18 protein-coding genes are annotated in these 18,604 nt (G+C 66.9%); 5 read left to right on the top strand and 13 right to left on the bottom strand.

Annotated elements, in window-relative coordinates:
• Window positions 1-22: 22 nt before the first annotated feature.
• A complete protein-coding gene (locus tag TSB10P1A_RS01570) occupies window positions 23-1,225 on the bottom strand; it encodes an MFS transporter (RefSeq protein WP_186386152.1) in 1,203 nt (400 codons plus the stop codon).
• 79 nt (window positions 1,226-1,304) lie between these two features.
• Here TSB10P1A_RS01570 and TSB10P1A_RS01565 point away from each other — a divergent pair, with 79 nt between their 5' ends.
• Window positions 1,305-2,270: an AraC family transcriptional regulator gene (locus TSB10P1A_RS01565; protein ID WP_186386151.1), complete on the top strand. Its 966-nt coding sequence runs from the start codon at window positions 1,305-1,307 to the stop codon at window positions 2,268-2,270.
• A gap of 1,116 nt (window positions 2,271-3,386) precedes the next feature.
• Here the strand turns inward: TSB10P1A_RS01565 and TSB10P1A_RS01560 are convergent.
• The 3 genes from TSB10P1A_RS01560 to TSB10P1A_RS01550 are packed head-to-tail and all read right to left on the bottom strand — an operon-like array spanning window position 3,387 to window position 4,031.
• The gene (locus TSB10P1A_RS01560) at window positions 3,387-3,530 is read right to left on the bottom strand and encodes a hypothetical protein (RefSeq protein ID WP_186386150.1); all 144 of its coding nucleotides are present in this window, start codon (window positions 3,528-3,530) and stop codon (window positions 3,387-3,389) included.
• Entirely contained in the window at window positions 3,508-3,825 is a 318-nt protein-coding gene (locus tag TSB10P1A_RS01555) for a hypothetical protein (protein ID WP_186386149.1), read from the bottom strand. The genes TSB10P1A_RS01560 and TSB10P1A_RS01555 overlap by 23 nt, the downstream gene beginning before the upstream one ends.
• Window positions 3,822-4,031: a hypothetical protein gene (locus TSB10P1A_RS01550; protein WP_244292919.1), complete on the bottom strand. Its 210-nt coding sequence runs from the start codon at window positions 4,029-4,031 to the stop codon at window positions 3,822-3,824. Before TSB10P1A_RS01550 ends, TSB10P1A_RS01555 begins: the two co-directional genes overlap by 4 nt.
• A 511-nt stretch (window positions 4,032-4,542) precedes the next feature.
• On the opposite strand from TSB10P1A_RS01550, the gene TSB10P1A_RS01545 reads away from it, so the two are divergent.
• The gene (locus tag TSB10P1A_RS01545) at window positions 4,543-5,316 is read left to right on the top strand and encodes a helix-turn-helix domain-containing protein (protein WP_186386148.1); all 774 of its coding nucleotides are present in this window, start codon (window positions 4,543-4,545) and stop codon (window positions 5,314-5,316) included.
• Between the two features lie 389 nt (window positions 5,317-5,705).
• On the opposite strand, the gene TSB10P1A_RS01540 is transcribed toward TSB10P1A_RS01545, so the two are convergent.
• The 6 genes from TSB10P1A_RS01540 to TSB10P1A_RS01515 all read right to left on the bottom strand — a co-directional run bounded on the left by TSB10P1A_RS01540 (window position 5,706) and on the right by TSB10P1A_RS01515 (window position 11,638).
• Complete coding sequence (locus TSB10P1A_RS01540) at window positions 5,706-6,890, bottom strand: VWA domain-containing protein (RefSeq protein WP_186386147.1); 1,185 nt, start codon at window positions 6,888-6,890, stop codon at window positions 5,706-5,708.
• Between the two features lie 59 nt (window positions 6,891-6,949).
• Complete coding sequence (locus TSB10P1A_RS01535) at window positions 6,950-8,026, bottom strand: YcjF family protein (RefSeq protein WP_186386146.1); 1,077 nt, start codon at window positions 8,024-8,026, stop codon at window positions 6,950-6,952.
• A complete protein-coding gene (locus TSB10P1A_RS01530) occupies window positions 8,023-9,489 on the bottom strand; it encodes a YcjX family protein (RefSeq protein WP_244292917.1) in 1,467 nt (488 codons plus the stop codon). Before TSB10P1A_RS01530 ends, TSB10P1A_RS01535 begins: the two co-directional genes overlap by 4 nt.
• A 60-nt stretch (window positions 9,490-9,549) precedes the next feature.
• Window positions 9,550-10,128, bottom strand: coding sequence for a histidine phosphatase family protein (locus tag TSB10P1A_RS01525; protein ID WP_186386144.1), 579 nt, complete (start codon window positions 10,126-10,128; stop codon window positions 9,550-9,552).
• Between the two features lie 120 nt (window positions 10,129-10,248).
• Window positions 10,249-10,788: a hypothetical protein gene (locus tag TSB10P1A_RS01520; RefSeq protein WP_186386143.1), complete on the bottom strand. Its 540-nt coding sequence runs from the start codon at window positions 10,786-10,788 to the stop codon at window positions 10,249-10,251.
• A gap of 4 nt (window positions 10,789-10,792) precedes the next feature.
• The gene (locus TSB10P1A_RS01515; protein ID WP_186386142.1) at window positions 10,793-11,638 is read right to left on the bottom strand and encodes a MoxR family ATPase; all 846 of its coding nucleotides are present in this window, start codon (window positions 11,636-11,638) and stop codon (window positions 10,793-10,795) included.
• Window positions 11,639-11,924: 286 nt separating this feature from the next.
• Here TSB10P1A_RS01515 and TSB10P1A_RS01510 point away from each other — a divergent pair, with 286 nt between their 5' ends.
• The 3 genes from TSB10P1A_RS01510 to TSB10P1A_RS01500 all read left to right on the top strand — a co-directional run bounded on the left by TSB10P1A_RS01510 (window position 11,925) and on the right by TSB10P1A_RS01500 (window position 16,830).
• Entirely contained in the window at window positions 11,925-13,328 is a 1,404-nt protein-coding gene (locus TSB10P1A_RS01510) for a flagellar hook protein FlgE (protein ID WP_186386141.1), read from the top strand.
• A gap of 80 nt (window positions 13,329-13,408) precedes the next feature.
• Complete coding sequence (gene flgK, locus TSB10P1A_RS01505) at window positions 13,409-15,292, top strand: flagellar hook-associated protein FlgK (RefSeq protein WP_186386140.1); 1,884 nt, start codon at window positions 13,409-13,411, stop codon at window positions 15,290-15,292.
• A gap of 8 nt (window positions 15,293-15,300) precedes the next feature.
• Window positions 15,301-16,830: a flagellar protein gene (locus tag TSB10P1A_RS01500; RefSeq protein WP_186386139.1), complete on the top strand. Its 1,530-nt coding sequence runs from the start codon at window positions 15,301-15,303 to the stop codon at window positions 16,828-16,830.
• 301 nt (window positions 16,831-17,131) lie between these two features.
• On the opposite strand, the gene flaF is transcribed toward TSB10P1A_RS01500, so the two are convergent.
• The 3 genes from flaF to TSB10P1A_RS01485 all read right to left on the bottom strand — a co-directional run.
• Entirely contained in the window at window positions 17,132-17,455 is a 324-nt protein-coding gene (flaF, locus tag TSB10P1A_RS01495; protein WP_244292915.1) for a flagellar biosynthesis regulator FlaF, read from the bottom strand.
• Window positions 17,385-17,879 carry a flagellar biosynthesis repressor FlbT gene (gene flbT / locus TSB10P1A_RS01490; RefSeq protein WP_186386137.1) on the bottom strand — a complete coding sequence of 165 codons (495 nt, stop codon included), beginning with the start codon at window positions 17,877-17,879 and terminating at the stop codon, window positions 17,385-17,387. The genes flaF and flbT overlap by 71 nt, the downstream gene beginning before the upstream one ends.
• A 108-nt stretch (window positions 17,880-17,987) precedes the next feature.
• Window positions 17,988-18,604, bottom strand: a 617-nt coding sequence (locus tag TSB10P1A_RS01485) for a flagellin (protein WP_256376638.1), incomplete at its 5' end; no start/stop codon positions are given.

Here is an 18,604-nt window from a genome sequence, read left to right as displayed (position 1 = left end):
AGCGGGGGCTCAGATCCTGACGTTAGGCCCGCGCCGGTGCCCGGCCGGTCTGGACCCCGGCCAGCACGGTCAGGCTCGCCAGCACCAGCACCGAGCCGCTGGTCAGAAACACGCTGGTGACGCCGCTGAGGTCCAGCACCAGGCCGCCGACGGCGGCGCCGGCGGCAATGGCGAGGTTGATCGCCGCGACCAGCAGCCCGCCGGCGCTTTCCGCCTCGTCCGCGACGGCCCGCGAGATCCAGGCCGACCAGGCGACCGGCACCGTGCCGAAGGCCAGGCCCCACAGCGTGATGATCGCGAGCGCCGAGGGGAAGCTGGCGCCGAGATTGGTGAGCAGGAAGGCCAGGGTGGCAATGGCGAGCGGCGCGAGCGCCAGCGTCAGGCGCAGCGAGCGGGCGACCAGCAGGCTGCCGAGATAGTTGCCGGCGAAGCAGGCGATGCCGAAGGCCAGCAGCGTCGCGGAGATGGCGGTGACGCCGATCCCGGTGATGGTCTCGAGGAACGGGCGGATATAGGTGAACAGCGACATATGCCCGGCGAAGACCATCAGCACGGCCAGCATGGCGAGGGCGATGTGCCGGCGCGACATCAGCACGGCCAGGGTCGAGAGCCGCGAGCGGCCGCGCGGCGGCAGGGCGGGGAGGGTCGCCAGTTGCACCGCCAGCACCACGACCGCCAGTCCGGCGGCCCCGGCGAAGACCAGGCGCCAGCCGACCAGATCGCCGAGATAGCTGCCGACCGGGGCGGCGAAGATCGTCGCCGCCGAGACGCCGGAGACCATGATCGACAGCGCCTTGGGCACGCTCGCTTCCGGCACCAGGCGCATGACGACGGCAGTTGAGAGCGACCAGAAGCCGCCGAGCGCGGCGCCGAGCAGCAGCCGGCCCGCCAGCAGCACCTCGACACTGCCGGCAAAGGCAACGATCAGGTTGGAGACGATCAGCAGCAGGGAGAAGCCGATCAGCACCAGCTTCCGGTCGATGCGGTGGGTGAGGGCGGCGACGGTCAGGCTGGCGACCACGCCCATTGCCGCCGTGGCGGTGACCGCCTGGCCGGCAAGGCCCTCGGTGATGCCGAGATCGGCAGCCATCGGGGTCAGCAGGCTGGCGGGCAGGAATTCGGCGCCGACCAGGCCGAAGACGCCGAGGCTCATGGAAAAGACGGCGGCCCAGGCGGGCGCCATGGAGGCGGCCGGCGCACCGGCAGCGGTATGTCTGTCAGTCATCTGTGGGATCCACCCGTGGTCAGAGAGTTGTCCCTAAGATGGCTGGATTTCCCAGACGATCCATGCCAGAATTTCCGCCATGCTTGACCGATCGTCCGGAATTCAACAATCGCCGCTCCCCGATCCCGTCAGCGAATTGCTGATGGGCATGCGGCTGCGCGGCGCCAGCTACAGCAGGCTGCGGTTTTCCGCGCCCTTTGGCATCGGCTTTGCCGAGGCGCGGGAAGCCTGGTTCCACTTCGTCGCGCATGGCGCCGCGGTGCTCAGGACGCCGTCCGGCGAGAGGATGCCGATTTCCTGCGGCGATGCGGTGCTGCTGCCGCGCGGCGGCGCGCATGCCATCGTCTCGGGACCGGGGGTCGATATCCGGCCGTTCGACAGTTATGAGGCCGTCCCGCTATGCCCGGGCATCTGCCGGGTCGACGCGCTGGAGGAGCAGCAATGCCGCTCCCGCGACGTGCTGATCTTCACCGCCCGGATGCAACTGGAGCTCGACACGCTGCATCCCCTGATCGAGCTGATGCCGGAATTTCTCCTCGTCAGCGCGCCGACGGGCCAGCAGCCGGAGGTGCGGCCGCTGCTCGATGCGATGGAGCGCGAGATGACGGGGGACCGGGCGGGGTCGGCCAGCATCCTGGCGCGGCTCGCCGAGGTCGTTGCCGTCTCGGTCATCCGCACCTGGGTCGAGTGCGGCTGCGGCGATGCCACCGGCTGGGTCGCGGCCTTGCGCGATGCGCGCCTCGGCCGGGTGCTGGCGGCGCTGCACCGCGATCCGGGGCGCAACTGGACCCTTGTGGACATGGCCGCGACGATGGGCAGTTCGCGCTCGGTCTTCGCCGAGCGGTTCGCCGCCGCCACCGGCACCACGCCGCTGCGCTATGTCGCCGCCCTGCGGATGCGTCTTGCCGCGCAGTGGCTGACCCGCGACCGGCTGCCGGTCGAGGAGGTCGCCCATCGTCTCGGCTATCAGTCGCAGGCCGCCTTCAGCCGCGCCTACAAGCGCGTTGTCGGAACGCCGCCCGGCCAGGCCAGAAAGGCGCGCTGAGGCCCTCTCGACGGCGCTCCCCAATCCCACCACAAACGCCGGTGGCGGCTAGCTTCGCTCCGCCCCCTCCTCGCGTCATCCCGCACCGCTCTCTCCCAGCGTCATCCCGGCCGCAGAGCCGGGATCGGAGAGCCGAGAGCCTATGGGGTGCGCTCTCGAACGAACCCGCAACCGCCGTGGCTCCCCGGTTCCGGCTCGCGCTTCGCTTGGCCGGAATGACGAAGAGAGAGGTAGGCGCGAAGAGGACGGCACGACGGCCGCCCCTCCCGTCCCACGCCGGCTGAGGGTGCCAATGGTTCCCGGGTCGCGCTTCGCTTGCCCGGGACGACGTCCTGAGAGAGGGGCACGGCCGTGCCTTCGCCCTTCGGTGATCATCCGACCGCCGTCGACCCACCCTCCGAGGTCACCCCGGCCGCAGGCGCAGCCGGAGAGCCGGGGGCTATTCGTTGCCAGAGCGGTGGCGACGACGCGCCCGCGCGAACCCCACCCACAGGTTGTCATCCCGGTTCCGGCGCAGCCGGAGACCGGGAACCAGTAACCACAGGTCGGGCGGCTTGGGGTTCGGCGCTGCCTTGCGCAAGTCTCCACCGAGGTGTCACCACGACCACCAGCGGATACTGGACGCCTGCCTGCGCAGGCGTGACAGCCGGGAAGGTGGCGATGCGCTCCCGCCCCGCGTCCTCCCGCGCTCCGCCCCCGCCTTTCGTCATCCCGCACGGAGCGAAGCGCAGATGCGGGATCGGAGAGCCGAGAGCCTATGGGGTGCGCTCTCGAACGAACCCGCAACCGCCGTGGCTCCCCGGTTCCGGCTCGCGCTTCGCTTGGCCGGAATGACGAAGACAGAGGTAGGCGCGAAGAGGACGGCACGACGGCCGCCCCTCCCGTCCCACGCCGGCTGAGGGTGCCAATGGCTCCCGGATCATCGGCCTTCGGCCTCGTCCGGCACGACGCCGGGGAGGGGCTTTCACACCTCATGCCTGCCGAGGGTGCCAATGGTTCCCGGATCTCGCGATGCTTGTCCGGGAAGACGCGGGAAGACGCAAGGAGAGGCATTCCGCCGCGCCTTCTTCGGTAGCCTTTGAAAGTGCCGCTTTCCGCAGGCAGGCCGCCCGATCGTCAGCCCTTGCCCTTCTGGCGCGGGGCGGCCTCCATGGTGGAGAGCTTGACCCGGTTGGCGAAGGGGATCTCCGGTTTCGCCTCCGTCTTCGCCTGCTTGGGCTTGCGGATTTCCCGGGTGCTACGCTTTTGTCCCTTGGCCATGTCCAAACGTCCTTTCCATCAAGCTCGCCTGGGCGCCGGAGCCGGACGTGTCGAGCGGCTCCAGTTCATCCTGCATCGCCACCCGCTCGTGGTTCTCTTCGGCGTTGCGGATGCGGTATTGGGGAGCGCCGGCCTCCACGGGCATCACGCCGGTGATGCGGTAGATATCGCCCTTGCTCGCCTGCCTGCCCCGTAGGGTCCTGAGGCGGACGTCCTGTCCGACCCTTAGCAGGTGCGGCCCCTGTTCGGCGGCGGGCGGACCGGCTCTGCGCCGGGTGAAGAGTGTTGCTGTCATCTCCGAGTTTCCTTTTCGGTCACGGCATCTGTCTCGGCCGGGTCGATCGGCACCAACTGCCGGATCGCTGCCCGCACGCCGATTGCCGGCAGGTGAATGAAGGTGCCGACCCGTCTCCGGGCGATCCAGGACAGGCCCCCGATCAACGCCTCTTCCCGGTCGACCTGGTCGTCGCCCGGCGGCTGCGGCTCGACGACGCCGGACAACAGATAAGGAGCCCTGGAAACGGACGCCGGTTGGCGTGGTGCGCGTGGTCATGGTGTCGACCTTCACGGCCTGGAATGGAGGCCCGGCATCTTCCGGGTCGGGCCAGGCGATCCGGGGCCAGGCGATCCGGGGCCAGGCGATCCGGGAACGGTCGTCGTGCTGTTGTCTGGTGGTGCCGCTGCGGCGAGCCCGGTGGCTATCGATTTCTGCCGGGCAACTTGAATTCGGGCAACTTGAATTCGGATATCTCTTGAATTCGGGCGACTCTTGAATTGCGGAATTCATCATGATGCCGAATTGAGTTCCAATCATGACGATGATCGTAGTGTAGCACGTTTTTCCGGGTTTCTATTTTATTATCTGAAATATTTTTGCAGATCATTCGGGTTTTTATTTTTGCATTTCCACTGGCCGGGACCGAAAACGCCGGTGCCGTTCGCCCTCTCAGGCGTGGCGCGGGCGGTGCGCGCTCTGTATGCTGGGGCCTGGCCTTCCGATATCGGTGATCCCGTGATCCATCCGCTGCGCCTCAACAAGTTTCCGGAGGACCATCCGGACCCGATCATCTCCTTCATCGGCACCGAACGGCCCGGCGCCGTGACCAGGCCGCACATGCACGAGCGGGCCCAGCTCTTCCATATCCTGCGCGGGTCGGTGACCGTGGTGACGCAGGGCGGCAGCTTCGTCGTGCCGCCGGAGCGGGCGATCTTCATCCCGCCCGGCATCGTCCACCATTCCACCTATCACACCGAGACCGACGTCCGCTTTCTCTACATGCGGCCCGACGGCCTGCCGGCGATGCCGGAAACGCCCTTCGTGGTGCAGGTGACGCCCTTGCTCAAGGAGCTGATCCTCGCCTTCATGTCTTCTCCGCCGGATTATGACCCGGACAGCCCGACCGGGCGGCTGACGGCCGTGCTGGTCGACCAGATCGCCGCCTCGCGCGTCGCGCCGCTGCATCTGCCGATCCCGGAGGAGCCGCGCCTGCGCGAGGCGATCCGCCCGCTGATCGACGATCCGGCCGCCGAGCTTTCGGCCAGCGACCTTGCGGCGCGGGCCAACCTGTCGCTGCGCTCCTTCGAGCGGCATTTTCCGGCTGAGACGGGGCTCTCCTTCCGCGCCTGGCGGCGGCAGGCCAAGCTGATGAAGGCGGTCGAGTGGCTGTCGCAGGGCCTCTCCGTCGGCGAGGTCGCCGACCGGCTCGGCTATGAGGGGCCGAGCGCCTTCGTCGCCTCGTTCAAGAAGTCCTTCGGCGTCACGCCCGGCCGTTACTTCGGCGACTGACAGTGCGCCCGGCGAGCCGCTTCCGCGTCCCGCCGGTGCTGGTTTCAGCGGCGGCGAAGCCTATCCCCGGCGTGCCTTGGCGAAAATCGCCGATTTCTCGAAATTTGCGCCGGTTTGCGGCGAATTGAGACGGATTTGATGTCCGAGTCTCGAAATTTGCGACGATTTTCGCAATCTCGCGCAATTTCGCGCTCTCTCTCGCGCGGGGACAGGCGGGGGAGAGGATCGCGGAGACCGGCGGCGCCTGACGGATCCCGGCGGGGACGGTGCGGGGAGAGCGCTTCGGGCCGGGGATTACCCGTTCAGGGCGGTTTCAACGCGAAAACGGGGACAAGCCGGCCGCCTTGCGCGGCTCAGCCGGGGAGAGTTCGGCGCCTATCCCCGCTTCGCTAGCGCGACAGTTCCTTCATCGCCGCTTCGAGCCCGTTCAGCGTCAGCGGATAGTGGCGCCCGCCCATCAGTTCCCGGATCATCTGGATCGAATGGGTGTAGCCCCAGTGCCGTTCGGCGACCGGGTTGAGCCAGACGCTGCGCGCGTAGTGGCCGGCGAGCCTCTCGACCCAGACCGAGCCGGCCTCCTCGTTCCAGTGCTCCACCGAGCCGCCGGCATAGGCGATCTCGTAGGGGCTCATCGAGGCATCGCCGACGAAGATCAGCTTGTAGTCGGGGCCGTACTTGTGCAGCACATCGAAGGTCGGGATGCGCTCGGAATGGCGGCGCGCGTTGTTTTTCCAGACGAATTCATACGGGCAATTGTGGAAGTAGAAATACTCCATCACCTTGAACTCGGAGCGCGCGGCCGAGAACAGTTCCTCGCAGACCCGGATATGGTCGTCCATCGACCCGCCGATGTCGAAAAACAGCAGCACTTTCACGGCGTTGCGCCGCTCGGGCCGCATCCGGATGTCGAGCAGGCCGCGATGGGCGGTGGCGCGGATCGTGTCGTCGAGATCGAGCTCGTCATGGGCGCCCTGGCGGGCGAAGCGGCGCAGCCGCTTGAGGGCGACCTTGATGTTGCGGGTGCCCAGTTCCACCGTGCCGTCGAGGTCGCGGAAGGCGCGCTTGTCCCACACTTTCCCCGCCCGCCGATGGCGGCTTTCCGCCTGGCCGATGCGCACCCCTTCCGGGTTGTAGCCATAGGCGCCGAAGGGCGAGGTGCCGGCCGTGCCGATCCACTTGCTGCCGCCCTGATGCCGCCCCTGCTGCTCCTTGAGGCGCTCGCGCAGCGTCTCCATCAGCTTGTCGAAGCCGCCGAGCGCCTCGATCTGCGCCTTTTCCTCCTCCGTCAGGTGCTTTTCGGCGAGCTTGCGCAGCCACTCCTCCGGCAGCTCGCGCGCCTGCGTGCCGTCGCCGCCGCCGCCGAGCTCCAGGCCGTTGAAGGTCTGGCCGAACACCCGGTCGAAGCGGTCGAGATTGGCCTCGTCCTTCACCAGGCAGGTGCGCGAGAGGTAATAGAAATCCTCCACGCTCTTGTCGGCGAGGTCGGCCTTCAGCGCTTCCAGCAGCGTCAGATATTCCCGCAAGGAGACGGGCAGGCCGGCGGCGCGCAGATTGGTCAGGAAGGTCAGGAACATGGGCGAAGGTTAGGGAGAACGCGGGCGCTTGTCGAGCCGGCGTTTGGCTGGCGGCCGGATCAGGGGCGGGCGTCCTTCGCCTGCGCGTCCGCCTTTTCCAGCAAGGCCTTGGCTTCCGGGTCGGCGCGGAACAGCTCGCCCATCACGTCGGAGACGCCCGGCCCCGGCTTGCCGATGAAGGGGACGGGGCGGCAGACCTCGATGGCGGCGATGCCGACGCGGGCGGTCAGCAGCCCGTTGACGACGCCCTCGCCGAGGCGGGCGGAGAGCCGCGCGGCAAGGCCGTGGCCGAGCAGTTGCGACACGAGACTGTCCCCGGCCGCCATGCCGCCGGTCATCGCCAGATGCGCACCGACATGGCGGGCGAGCCGCAGGAAGCCGAGAAGGCCGGGACGGCCGCCATAGAGCGCGGCGAGGCGGCGCATGATCCGCAGGTTCTCGATCAGCACGATGGCAAGGTCGAGGGCGGCGCGCGGCGAGATCGCGGTGACGACGGACACCCGCTTGACGCTGTCCTTGACGATGCGCACGGCGCGCGCGTCCAGCTCCTTCAGCAGGTCCCGCTCGGCCAGGACGACGAGGTCGCGGCCGTCGATGATCTCGCGCATATGGCCGCTCAAGGCATTGCGCCCGCGGGCGGTTTCCGGGCGCTCGCCATAGAGCGCGACGAGCTCGCGCAGGCCCGCGCGGGCCTTGTCCTGGTCGTCGGTTTCCGCCGACTCTGCGAAGGTCCGGCGCAGGGCGTCGATGCGGCGCAGGCGCAGGAGCCCGACGATTTCGCGCAGGATCAGGCCGAGGGCGCCGAGCGCCGCCAGCGCGGCAAGGCCGATGCCGAGCCAGCCGAGCCAGTCGGTGCGCGAGAACAGGTCGCGGATCAGCGCGTCGACCGACAGCCCCACCGCCAGCGACACCAGGCCGCCGAGGCCGATGGCGAACCAGCGGCCCCAGCGGATGCCGGCCTTGCGCTCGGGCGCCGGCAGCCCGGCGATCTCGCCCTCGCGGGTCGGCACGATCCGCGCCTCGCCGGACAGGGTCGGCTGCACGTCGTCCTCCGCGCTCATGCGCACGCGGGCGTCGTCCAGGCGGAAGGCGGCCGGTTTGCGGTCCCGCCGCAGGCCGTCGTCTCTCGAGGTCATGCCAGCCGGTCTCCGATGAGGAACTGCAGGGCGCGGTCGAGACGGATATGCGGCAGCGACAGCTTGACGCCCTCGGCGGTCACCTGGAGCTCGGGCGGGCGGAACCGCACGAAGCGCACCGAGGAGGCCGGCGCGTCGGCGGCGAACAGCACGTCCGGATCGTCGGGCAGGTCGCCGGGAAACAGCGCGATTTCCGTGCGTCCGTCATAGGTCTCGCCGTTGACGCGCTCGCCGGTGAGCGGCGTGCCGAGGATCGCCGGCATCGTCTCGCCGTGATGGGTGAGGCTCGCCTCGCGCGTTGCGCGGATTGCGGCGAGCGCCAGCACGTCCACTTCGGCCCCGCCATATTCGGCGCGCTCGATCGCCCGCCCGACGAGGCGGCGCAGGATCGCTTCCAGCCGGTCGTGATCGGCGCGGTTGAGATGGTCGGCCTTGGTCGCGGCGAACAGGATCCGGTCGATGCGCCGGGCGAAGATCGAGAAGATCCGCGCCACCTTGCCGGGCCGGAAGGCCGAGAGGATCTCGGCCAGCGCGGCCTCCAGGTCGGCCAGCGCGGCGGGCCCGGCATTCAGCGCGTTGAGCGCGTCGACCAGCACGATCTGGCGGTCGAGGCGGGCGAAGTGGTCGCGGAAGAACGGCCGCACCACATGCTTCTTGTAGGCCTCATAGCGGCGTTCCATCATCGCGCCCAGCGAGCCGGGCTTGAGCGGGCCGTCATGGCCGGCAAGGTCGAGCGGGGCGAAGGTGAGGGCGGGCGAGCCCTCCAGGTCGCCCGGCATCAGGAAGCGGCCGGGCGGCAGCATGGAGAGCGCCCGCTCGTCCTCGCGGCAGGCGCGCAGATAGTCGGTATAGGCGGCGGCAAGGCGCCGGGCCTGCGGCTCGTCGGCCTCCGCGGCCGGATCGGTCTCGGCAAGGATTTCGAGATAGGGGGCTGCGACCGCCTCGCGCCCCGGCTCCCTGGCACGGGCCAGGGCCTCAGCGGAAAACGTGCGGAAGTCCTTTTCCAGCAGCGGCAGGTCGAGCAGCCATTCGCCCGGATAGTCGACGATGTCGAGATGCAGCTTGCCGCGGCCGAGCGCCCGCGACAGGAAATGCGCGGAGTCGAATTCGATGGTCAGCCGCAGTTCCGAGACCTGCCGCGTCGATTGCGGCCAGATCCGTTCCTTCAACAGCGTGTCGACATGCGCCTCGACATCGAAGCGCGGCACGTTGTCGTCCGGCTGCGGCTCCAGATAGGCGCGGGCGATCCGCCCGCCGGCGGCGGCCTCGAACAGCGGCAGCCGGCCGCCATGGATCAGGTTGTGCACCAGCGCGGTGATGAACACCGTCTTGCCGGCGCGCGACAGGCCGGTCACCCCGAGCCGCAGCGTCGGCGTTCCCAGCGTCGACGCGGTCTCGGCGATGTTCTCGATGGAATAGCGGACCTCGTCGGTCACGCGGGTGAGGAAGCTGCGTCGCGTCACGGTGTGTCTCCGCCAGCCCATGTGGGGAAGCGGCCCTTGCGTTGCAAGCGCAAGGCCGGTTCAGCGGTCTGTGGCCGGCACACCGTCATTGGCTGCCTCCGGCAGCGCGGACAGGGAGCTGGTCCCGGACAGGTGTCGCGGCAGGCAATAGGCGACGACCCGGCCGGAGCCGGGTTCGACGGCGGACCAGGCGGACGCGTCGAAGTCGATCACGGCGAGCGCCGCCGTTGGATATTTCGCGCCGATCGCCTCGCGCAGGGCCGGATTGCCGGCGCCGATCAGCGACAGGGCGGTGTCCTGGGTCGCCGGATTGTGGCCGACGACGAGCAGGCTGCGGGCGGCGCCGCCGAGGCTGCGGATGAGCCCGAGATAGCCGAACTCGGACTGGTCATAGAGAGCCCTGGTGACGTGGATGTCCGCCTCGCCGGTGAAGGCGGGCAGCAGGGCGGCCAGCGTCTCGCGGGTGCGCTGCGCGCTGGAACACAGGATGCGCGCCGGCTGCAGCCCGTGCCGGGCCATATGGGCCCCGACCTCCGGGGCGGCCTGCCGTCCCCGCTCGTTGAGCGGGCGCTGGAAGTCGGACAGGCCCGGCTGGCCCCAGTCCGATTTCGCATGTCTCAGCAACAGCAGGCGCAGCATGGCGGCAGTGGCTCCCGTCAGTGAACGATGCAGGCAAGTCTAACCGCAAGCCGGCCGCCGCGCGTCCGGAAAATCCATGTCGCCGCTGTCTCTGTGCCGTTCAGCGTGGCCGAAAGGGCTCTAGCGCGAGGCGAGCAGCCGGGCGAAGGCTGCCACCAGCGCGCCGATTTCGCCGGTTTCGTCCGGGAGCGAGTAGGCGATCCACAGGGTGAAATCGGCGCTGCCGTTCCGCAAGCGCCACAGCGTCTCGCATCGCTCCTTGCCGCCGCGCGCGCCGGTCAGGAAGGAGATGCCGCTGGCGGCCGCGCCGGTCATCTCCGCCGTTTTGAAACCGGCGGCGTGGAAGCGGTCGCGGAATGCGCGCGCCGCCTGCTCGCCGGCGCCGGAGGGATGGGTCCGCAGCACCGCCGAGATGCCTTCGGCATTCTGATAGACGCAGCCGGCATGCCGGTCGGCCGAACCGGAGAGCACGCGGGTGCGGTTGAGCGATGCCAGCTTGTCCGGACAGACGAGGCCGGTGAAGTGCCGCATGCCGTTGATCACGTTGGTCCAGCCCGCATCCGTGCCCTTGTCCTGGGCCATGGCCGGGGCCGACCAGGCCGCCGTCAGGAGCAGCAGGGCGAAGAGCGAAGCGGCAAGCGGGACCTGCCGGCGCGCCATCGGGTCAGCGTCCGTCGCGCCGGCTGAGAAAGGCGAGCTTCTCGAACAGTTGCACGTCCTGTTCGTTCTTCAGCAGGGCGCCGTGCAGCGGCGGGATCAGCTTGCGCCCGTCGCGCTCGCGCAGCGTTGCCGCGTCGATGTCCTCGCTCAGCAGCAGCTTGATCCAGTCGAGCAGTTCCGAGGTGGAGGGCTTCTTCTTCAGGCCCGGCGTTTCGCGCAGGTCATAGAACACTTTCAGCGCCTCGCGCAGCAGCTCCTGCTTCAGGCCGGGGAAGTGCACATCGACGATGTCCGACATGGTCTGGGCGTCGGGGAAGGTGATGTAGTGGAAGAAGCAGCGCCGCAGGAACGCGTCGGGCAGTTCCTTCTCGTTGTTCGAGGTGATGATGACCACCGGACGCTGGCGGGCGCTGATGGTCTCGCCGGTCTCGTAGACGTGGAACTCCATGCGGTCGAGTTCGCGCAGAAGGTCGTTGGGGAACTCGATATCCGCCTTGTCGATCTCGTCGATCAGCAGCACCGGACGGGTGTCGGCGGTGAAGGCCTCCCACAGCCGTCCCTTGCGGATGTAGTTGGCGATGTCGTGGACCCGGTCATCGCCGAGCTGGCTGTCGCGCAGGCGCGAGACGGCATCGTACTCGTAAAGACCCTGCTGGGCCTTGGTCGTCGACTTGATGTGCCATTCGATGAGGTTCGCCCCGAGCGCTGCGGCGATCTCCTGTGCCAGCACGGTTTTTCCGGTGCCCGGCTCGCCTTTCACCAGCAGCGGCCTCTGCAGTGCGATCGCCGCATTGACGGCAATCCGCAGATCCTCGGTGGCGACATAGCCGGACGTGCCTTCAAAACGCATGTGTCTTCCCGTCAGAACGATCCCAATGCGCGGCACAGTATGGGGCGGGACGGTGCTGCGCAAGAGCTGCCCGGTTGCCGACCCTGCCCGGCAGGACTTGCCGGGCAGGGAGGACAAAGCTGCCGGCCAGACCCCGGCGCCTGTCCTCTTCAAATGCCTGTTTCCTTTTCTTTCAATGAGTTGCGGAGTTTTCCGGAACTGGCACGACACTTGCGAACTCGGGAGGCAAGAGCGTGGTCCGTTCGACGGGCCTCGCCACGCCATCCGATCCGTTCTGGAGGTTCACATGGGTGTTTTTGGTGCATTGAACGCGGCCGTGTCCGGCCTTTCCGCGCAGGCTCGTGCGCTGGAGAACATCTCGGGTAACATCGCCAACTCGGCGACCGTCGGCTACAAGCGGCTCGATACGTCGTTCTCCGATCTGGTCGGCGGCGGCAAGGGCGCGCAGCCCAACCAGTTGGCCGGCACGGTCTCGGCGACGTCGCGGGCGACCAACGGCATTCAGGGCGACCTGCAGCAGAGCCAGGTCGACACCTATATGGGCATCAACGGCAGCGGCTATTTCGTCGTGCAGAGCCGGGCCGGCGAAGTCGACGGCCGCTCCATTTTCACCGGCAACGACCTTTACACCCGCCGCGGCGACTTCGAGGTCGACAAGGAGGGGCGCCTGGTCAACGGCGCCGGCTACTACCTGATGGGGCAGCCGATCGATCCGGTGACCAAGAACGTCTCCGGTTCGGTTCCCTCGATCATCACCATCGATACCTCGGTGATCCCGGCGGTGGTGACCGACCGCATCAACTACGAGGGCAACCTGCCGACCACGCCGCAGACCAGCACCAAGCTGGCCGGCGGATCGGATACGCTCGACAGCTCCCTGACCAAGGCCTCCACCGGCGTGGCGCCGGACGGCGCGCCCGCCACCCATGTGGTCGGCGCCAACTCCATTTCCGCCGATGACGAGGTCACGTTCCTCAACAGTTCGATCGCCGGCGAGGCCATCACCGTCTACAACGCCAACGGCACGCCGGTGAACGTGCAGATGCGCTGGGCCAAGACGTTCGAGGACGATGGCACCCAGCCGGACACCTGGTCGCTCTACTATCTCGCGGATTCCCAGGCGACCGGCACCGATGACAAGTGGGTCAAGGTCTCCGATGCCCAGTTCGGCGCCAACGGCCGCATGACGCTGCCGGCCAACGATACGATGACGATGACCGGCCTCAATGTCGACGGGCAGCCGGTCGGCAATGTCACGCTCAGCTTCGGCACCAATGCGCTGACCCAGTTCGCCGACAGCAACGGCAGCGCGAAGATCTCCAAGCTGATCCAGAACGGCTATCCCGCCGGCGACCTGACCGGCGTCACGGTTTCCGAAGCCGGCCGCCTGGTCGCCTCCTACTCCAACGGCCGGACCCGCGAACTCTACGAGATCTCGCTGGTCACGTTCTCGGGCGAGGCCTGGCTGGAGCGCGTCAGCGGCGGCGCCTTCGAGGTGACGCCGGAATCGGGCGAGCCGATCGCCGGGGCGAACGGCAAGATCATCGGCAAGCGGCTGGAGGCGTCCAATACCGACATCGCCGACGAGTTCTCCAAGCTGATCATCACGCAGCAGGCCTATTCGGCCAATACCCGCATCGTCAGCTCCAGCGACCAGATGCTGAAGGAAGCGATCAACATGATCCGCTGACGCGGGCCTGAATTCGGCCGGCTGGCGTCTTTGCGCCAGCCGGTCCTTGCGACGCCGAGAGGCCAACGCCGGGTGAGGCCATGGGACTGAGCAGCGCTCTCAATACCGCTTTGATCGGGCTTGGCTACAACCAGCGCCAGCTCGATGTGACAGCGAGCAACATCGCCAATGCCGACACTGTCGGCTACACGCGCAAGTCGATCAGCGCCTCGGCGGCCTATGACGGCAACGGCCGGATCACCGGCCTCAATGTCGACAGCATGCGCCGATACCTGGATGTGGCGGTCCAGAGCCAGTACCGCACCTCGCTGGCGGAATACAACTACGCCTCGGTCTCGCAGCAATATCTGGCGCGGATCGACACCCTGTTCGGGACGATCGGCGATGCCGGCTCGCTGTCGAACTCCTACAATGCCTTCCTGGCATCGATGTCGAACCTTGTCTCGGGGCCGGAGGACTATTCCAACCGGCTCGAAGTCCTGCGCATGGCGGAGCAACTGGCGGGCAAGCTGAACTCGATGTCCAACGACATCCAGTCGATGCGGCAGGAGGTCGAGTACCAGATCGCCGACCAGGTCGACCGGGTCAATGCGCTTCTAGCGGACATTCAGCAGCTCGACCGCCAGATCGTCGCTTCCTCGCAGGACGGGTCTGCCCCCGTCGGCTTGATGGACAAGCGCGACACGATGCTGGAGGAACTTGCGGGATATATCGACATCACGGTCAAGCCGACGGAGCAAGGCGGCGTCCGCATCCACATGGGTGGCGGCACGCTGCTCTACGATGTCGACGTGATGAAGCTGAAGTTCGATGCCCGCGGCAGCGTCAATTCCAACGCGCTCTATTCGATGGATGGCGACCTGCGGGGCGTTGGAACGCTGGTCCTGGAGAATTCCGAGGGCAGTCAGATCGACCTGCTTTCGACACGGACGTTGCGCAGCGGGTCGATTGCCGGCCTCATCAACATGCGCGACGAGGCGCTGGTGCATGCCCAGACCCAGCTCGACGAGATCGCCGCAGCCGTCGCCCGCGCCTTCTCCACGCACGAGCAGCAGGGAACGCCTCATATCGATGCCGGCGTTCAGACCGGCTACGAGGTCGATCTTGCCAACCTGCAGCCGGGCGACAGTCTCAGCTTCGAGTACAAGGATCTCGCCACCGGGCGAACCAAGTCGGTCACCATCTATCGCAGCGATGGTCCGACCCCGCCGGCCCTGACGGCAACCAACGATTCCAACGACATCTTCCTGGCTGTCGATTTCTCCAGCGGCGACTACACCACCATCGCCGCCAATATCCAGGCGGCTCTCGACGCCGATCCGCGGATCGGTGCGGGCACCTTCGCAGCCTCCGCTCCGGGCGGCTCGACCCTTCGGCTGGAGAGCACGGCACCGGGAAGCGTTCGTATCGAGCGGCTCAGCGCCCTGGAAACCGCCGGGAGTTCCTCGGCCTTTGGCGATGCGTTCTCGCTCTTCGTCGACGACAATGGCAGCGCGTTCACGGGGATTGCGGACGGGCGACCCAACACCACCGGCTTCGCCTCGCGCATCCGTGTGTCGCAGGAGATCCTGAACGACCCGGCGCTGCTCGTCGAGTATGCGCCCGGGGTCGCCACCGGCGATGCGACACGGCCGCAGGCGATCCTCGACAAGCTGAAGGGGACGTCGACGGCCTTCTCGCCGGGCACCCGGATCGGCGGCAGCAGCTCCGTCTTCAAGGGCTCCATCGCCGACTTCGTCACCGCCAGCGTCTCGCATCAAAGCGGGCGTTCCGCCCAGGCGAAAGCGGCTCTGGCCGGCCAGCAGGTGGTAACCCAGAACCTGAAGACACGTCTTGACGACAGTTCCAAGGTCGATGTCGACCAGGAACTGGCGCATCTCGTCACCCTGCAGAATGCCTATGCGGCCAATGCGCGGGTGATGCAGGTGGTGAGAGAACTCTTCGATATCCTGATGCGGAGCTAGCGAGAGCCATGGCGATCAATCCGTACAGCAACAGCTTTACGCTGCCTCGGCAGGTCAGTTACCTGACGGCCCTGCGCTCGCAGATGGATGACCTGCAGCGCCAGCTCGGCACCGGCCTCAAGGCGGAAACCTATGGCGGGCTGGGATCCGAGCGGGTGCTCAACCTGTCGATCCGCCAGCAGCTCTCGTCCGTCGGGGTCTATCGGCAGACCATCCAGATCGCCGGCTTGCGGCTGGATGCTCTCGACAAGACCAGCGGGCGCCTGGAGGCGATCCGCATCGAAGCCAAGGCCACGACAGATCGCAACAATTTCGAGCTGTTCTCCAACGGCCGCACCTCCAGCCAGACGTCGGCGGAGATCGCGTTGCGCGAGTTCATGGCGCATCTCAACACCGATGTGGGCGGCCGCTACCTGTTCTCCGGCAAGACGGCCGACACGCTGCCGGTACAGAGTCTCGACTTCATTCTCGCGGGCAACGGCAACTATGCCGGCTTGCAGACGGTGATCAGCGAGTACAATCAGGCGGATCTCGGTGCGCTCGGCAACGGGCGGACCACGACTGCGGTGGTCGGCAGCCAGGTGACCTTTGCCGAGGACGGTGACCACCCGTTCGGTTTCAAGATCGACAACGTCTCGTCCGGCCTCAGCAATGCCTCCGTCACACAGACGGCGGGACCGCCGGCGTCGCTGGAGGTCGACTTCACCGGACAGCCGGAACCCGGCGAGGGTATCCGGGTTTTCGTCAATCTGCCCGATGGGACACAGACGGAAATCACGATCGGCGTCCAGGGAGCATCCCAGGACCCGGAGTTCACCTTCCAGCGCGGGGCGACCCCCGCCGACACGGCGGAGAACTTCAAGGCCGCGCTGGACACTGCGTTGCAGACGCTGGCCGGCACGGAACTCAAGGCGGCTTCGACCATGCGTGCCTCCGATGCGTTCTTCGACACCGCGCCGAAGTCTCCGGTGCCGCCCGGCTACCTGCCGCAGGCGCGGGTGGTTCCGAATGCGGGCGACTTCGCGACGGCAACGTCCCTGCGCGACGGCACGCCCGATACGGTCGCCTGGTATGTCGGCGACAATTCCCCCGGCAGTCCGCGGGCGGACATGAAGGCGACGATCGACGAGAATCTGACGGTCGGGTACGGCGCCCGCGCCAACGAAGACGGCTATCGCCAGGTGGTGCAAGCTCTCGCGGCCTTTGTCGCCTCCGACTTCTCGCCGTCCCAGCCCGAGAACCAGCGCTTCTATCAGGCGATGGCTGATCGCTCCAACGCGGTGCTGACGCCGAATGGCGCGGATGCGTCGGGCATCCGCAAGAACCATATGGAATTCGCGGCGGTCCAGCGGACGGTGGCGGATGCCAAGGAGCGGCACCGGGTCGAAGAGGGCGCGCTCCAGTTGATCGTCGACGGGATCGAAGGGGTCAATCGGGAGGAGGTGGCAGCCAAGCTCCTGACCTTGCGGACCAATCTGGAAGTGAGCTACCAGGCAACCAGCATCATGCTGCAACTGTCGCTGTCGAAGTACCTGTAACGGGACCGCCGGCTGATCGGGTCGGCGGCGCTTTTCTGGGTCGTCGCTTCAACCTACCTGCAGAAACCCCGGCGAACACGGTTCGCCGGGGTTTCTGCTCGTGGCCTGACGTCTGATACCAACTGTCGGTGTGCTTGGCTCTAGCCAAGCCCGTGCGGCGCCTGAGCAATTTCAAGGCGCGACGGGTCAGCATCTCGGCGCTTTGGTCCGATGCGGGCCATACGGCCACCCGCCTGCCCAGTACGAAAAACGCCGGCCCAAGGCCGGCGTTCTCGAAGGGATCTTGCAAAGGCGGCGCCGGTCAGGTGCCGCGCAGGCCTTGGGCGATGTTCCGGTTGATCTGGATCAGCGTCGTCAGCCGCTCCGGGCTCGGATTTGTCATCACATCAAGCGTGTGCTTGAGGATGAAGGCGCCGAGCGAACCGAGATTCTGTTTGATCTCCAGCGGCATCGGGTTGTCGTTGCTCGTCACCGAGGTCGCCAGGATCGTCCAGAGACGGCGGTTGTAGGACAGCGCCTCGTCCAGAGAGACGGGGCCGCCCTCGGTGCCCCAGTCATCCTTGACCGCCTGAAGCCTGGCTGCCGCCTTGAGAAGCAGTGTGGCTTCCAGTTCGCGCGGGCTCACGGTCGATTGCGTCGTCTGCTGATATGCTGCGGTGGCCAGATTGTGCATGTGCGATCAGTTCCCGTTCGTACTCGACCAGTTCCTTCGCCCGTCGCAAGGCAGCGTAGAGAGAACCGGTTAAGATCTCATTGTTGACGGCGTCGATCAGGCCGATGGTGCTCGGTGCCGCCTGAATGAAGTCGTTCACCAGGTCGAAATAGACCTTCCTGTGTCGCTCGATATCCTGGTTGAGATACATGAGCTGCACAGCAAGATAGATCCGTTTGGCGGGGGTGTTTGCCGTTTCCGCCGTATAGATGTCTTTCTCGCGAAGGATCGGTTCGCTGCCCTCGATGAAGATATGCGTCCGGTGATCCCCGTTCGTGATCACGGTGGACCCGACGATAAACCTTTCCCTTGGCCGCAGTTCGATCTTCAGTGCCATGTTCGAATACTCGCACAACGAAGTGATTCAGGCAAGATTTTAAGGTGTCCTGAAGCAAAAAAGGCGGCGGGAATCCCGCCGCCAGGAAATGTTTGCCTAGTATTTACCTTAGAAGAGACGTAGCACGGCCTGGTCGGCCTGCGAGGACAGCGACAGCGCCGTGGTAGACAACTGCTGGCGGGTCTGCAGGGCGAGGAGGTTGGCACCTTCCTCGTTGGTGTCGGCCAGCACCAGGTTGTCGGCACCCGTCTGCAGGGTGTTGATCGAGGCCTTGGTGAAGTCCTTGCGGATCTGCACCGTGGACAGGCTGGAGCCGAACTTGGATCCGGCCTCGCGCAGGGTGATCAGCGCCTTGGAGAGCTCGTCGAGAGCCTGGTTCGCCTCAGTGTCGTTGAGGCTGACGGTCTTGGTGATGTTGAGGCCCGAGGAGGTGAGGTTCTCACCCTGGATGATCAGCTCCGACTTGCTGGCGGCATCGCGCTTCTCGTTGAAGGCGACGGTGAGCTTCGAAGACGAGGAGTTGATCAGGTTGATGCCGTTGAACGAGGTGTCCTGCGCGAGCTTGTCGATCTCGCTGAGGATGCCGTTGAACTGCGACACCAGCTTCTGGCGGGTGGTCGAGTTCGACGCCGGATTGGCCTGGGTGGTGATCGAGAAGCTGTCGGCATCACCGGCGCTGGCGCCATTGGTGAAGGTCACCTGGGTCTCGCCCGGATCCGTGTAGT

Source organism: Stappia sp. TSB10P1A, from assembly GCF_900185725.1.
Classification (GTDB): Bacteria; Pseudomonadota; Alphaproteobacteria; order Rhizobiales; family Stappiaceae; genus Stappia.
The sequence above is the reverse complement of the archived record's forward strand: the minus strand, read 5'-3'. Positions and strand labels throughout refer to the sequence as shown.

Bases quoted from the DNA above. Each gene is read 5' to 3' on its own strand.
- TSB10P1A_RS01570 (WP_186386152.1), bottom strand. From the start codon at position 1,225: ATGACTGACAGACATACCGCTGCCGGTGCGCCGGCCGCCTCCATGGCG.
- TSB10P1A_RS01565 (WP_186386151.1), top strand. From the start codon at position 1,305: ATGCTTGACCGATCGTCCGGAATTCAACAATCGCCGCTCCCCGATCCC.
- TSB10P1A_RS01560 (WP_186386150.1), bottom strand. From the start codon at position 3,530: ATGGCCAAGGGACAAAAGCGTAGCACCCGGGAAATCCGCAAGCCCAAG.
- TSB10P1A_RS01555 (WP_186386149.1), bottom strand. From the start codon at position 3,825: ATGACAGCAACACTCTTCACCCGGCGCAGAGCCGGTCCGCCCGCCGCC.
- TSB10P1A_RS01540 (WP_186386147.1), bottom strand. From the start codon at position 6,890: ATGTTCCTGACCTTCCTGACCAATCTGCGCGCCGCCGGCCTGCCCGTC.
- TSB10P1A_RS01535 (WP_186386146.1), bottom strand. From the start codon at position 8,026: ATGACCTCGAGAGACGACGGCCTGCGGCGGGACCGCAAACCGGCCGCC.
- TSB10P1A_RS01525 (WP_186386144.1), bottom strand. From the start codon at position 10,128: ATGCTGCGCCTGCTGTTGCTGAGACATGCGAAATCGGACTGGGGCCAG.
- TSB10P1A_RS01520 (WP_186386143.1), bottom strand. From the start codon at position 10,788: ATGGCGCGCCGGCAGGTCCCGCTTGCCGCTTCGCTCTTCGCCCTGCTG.
- TSB10P1A_RS01515 (WP_186386142.1), bottom strand. From the start codon at position 11,638: ATGCGTTTTGAAGGCACGTCCGGCTATGTCGCCACCGAGGATCTGCGG.
- TSB10P1A_RS01510 (WP_186386141.1), top strand. From the start codon at position 11,925: ATGGGTGTTTTTGGTGCATTGAACGCGGCCGTGTCCGGCCTTTCCGCG.
- flgK (WP_186386140.1), top strand. From the start codon at position 13,409: ATGGGACTGAGCAGCGCTCTCAATACCGCTTTGATCGGGCTTGGCTAC.
- TSB10P1A_RS01500 (WP_186386139.1), top strand. From the start codon at position 15,301: ATGGCGATCAATCCGTACAGCAACAGCTTTACGCTGCCTCGGCAGGTC.
- flbT (WP_186386137.1), bottom strand. From the start codon at position 17,879: ATGGCACTGAAGATCGAACTGCGGCCAAGGGAAAGGTTTATCGTCGGG.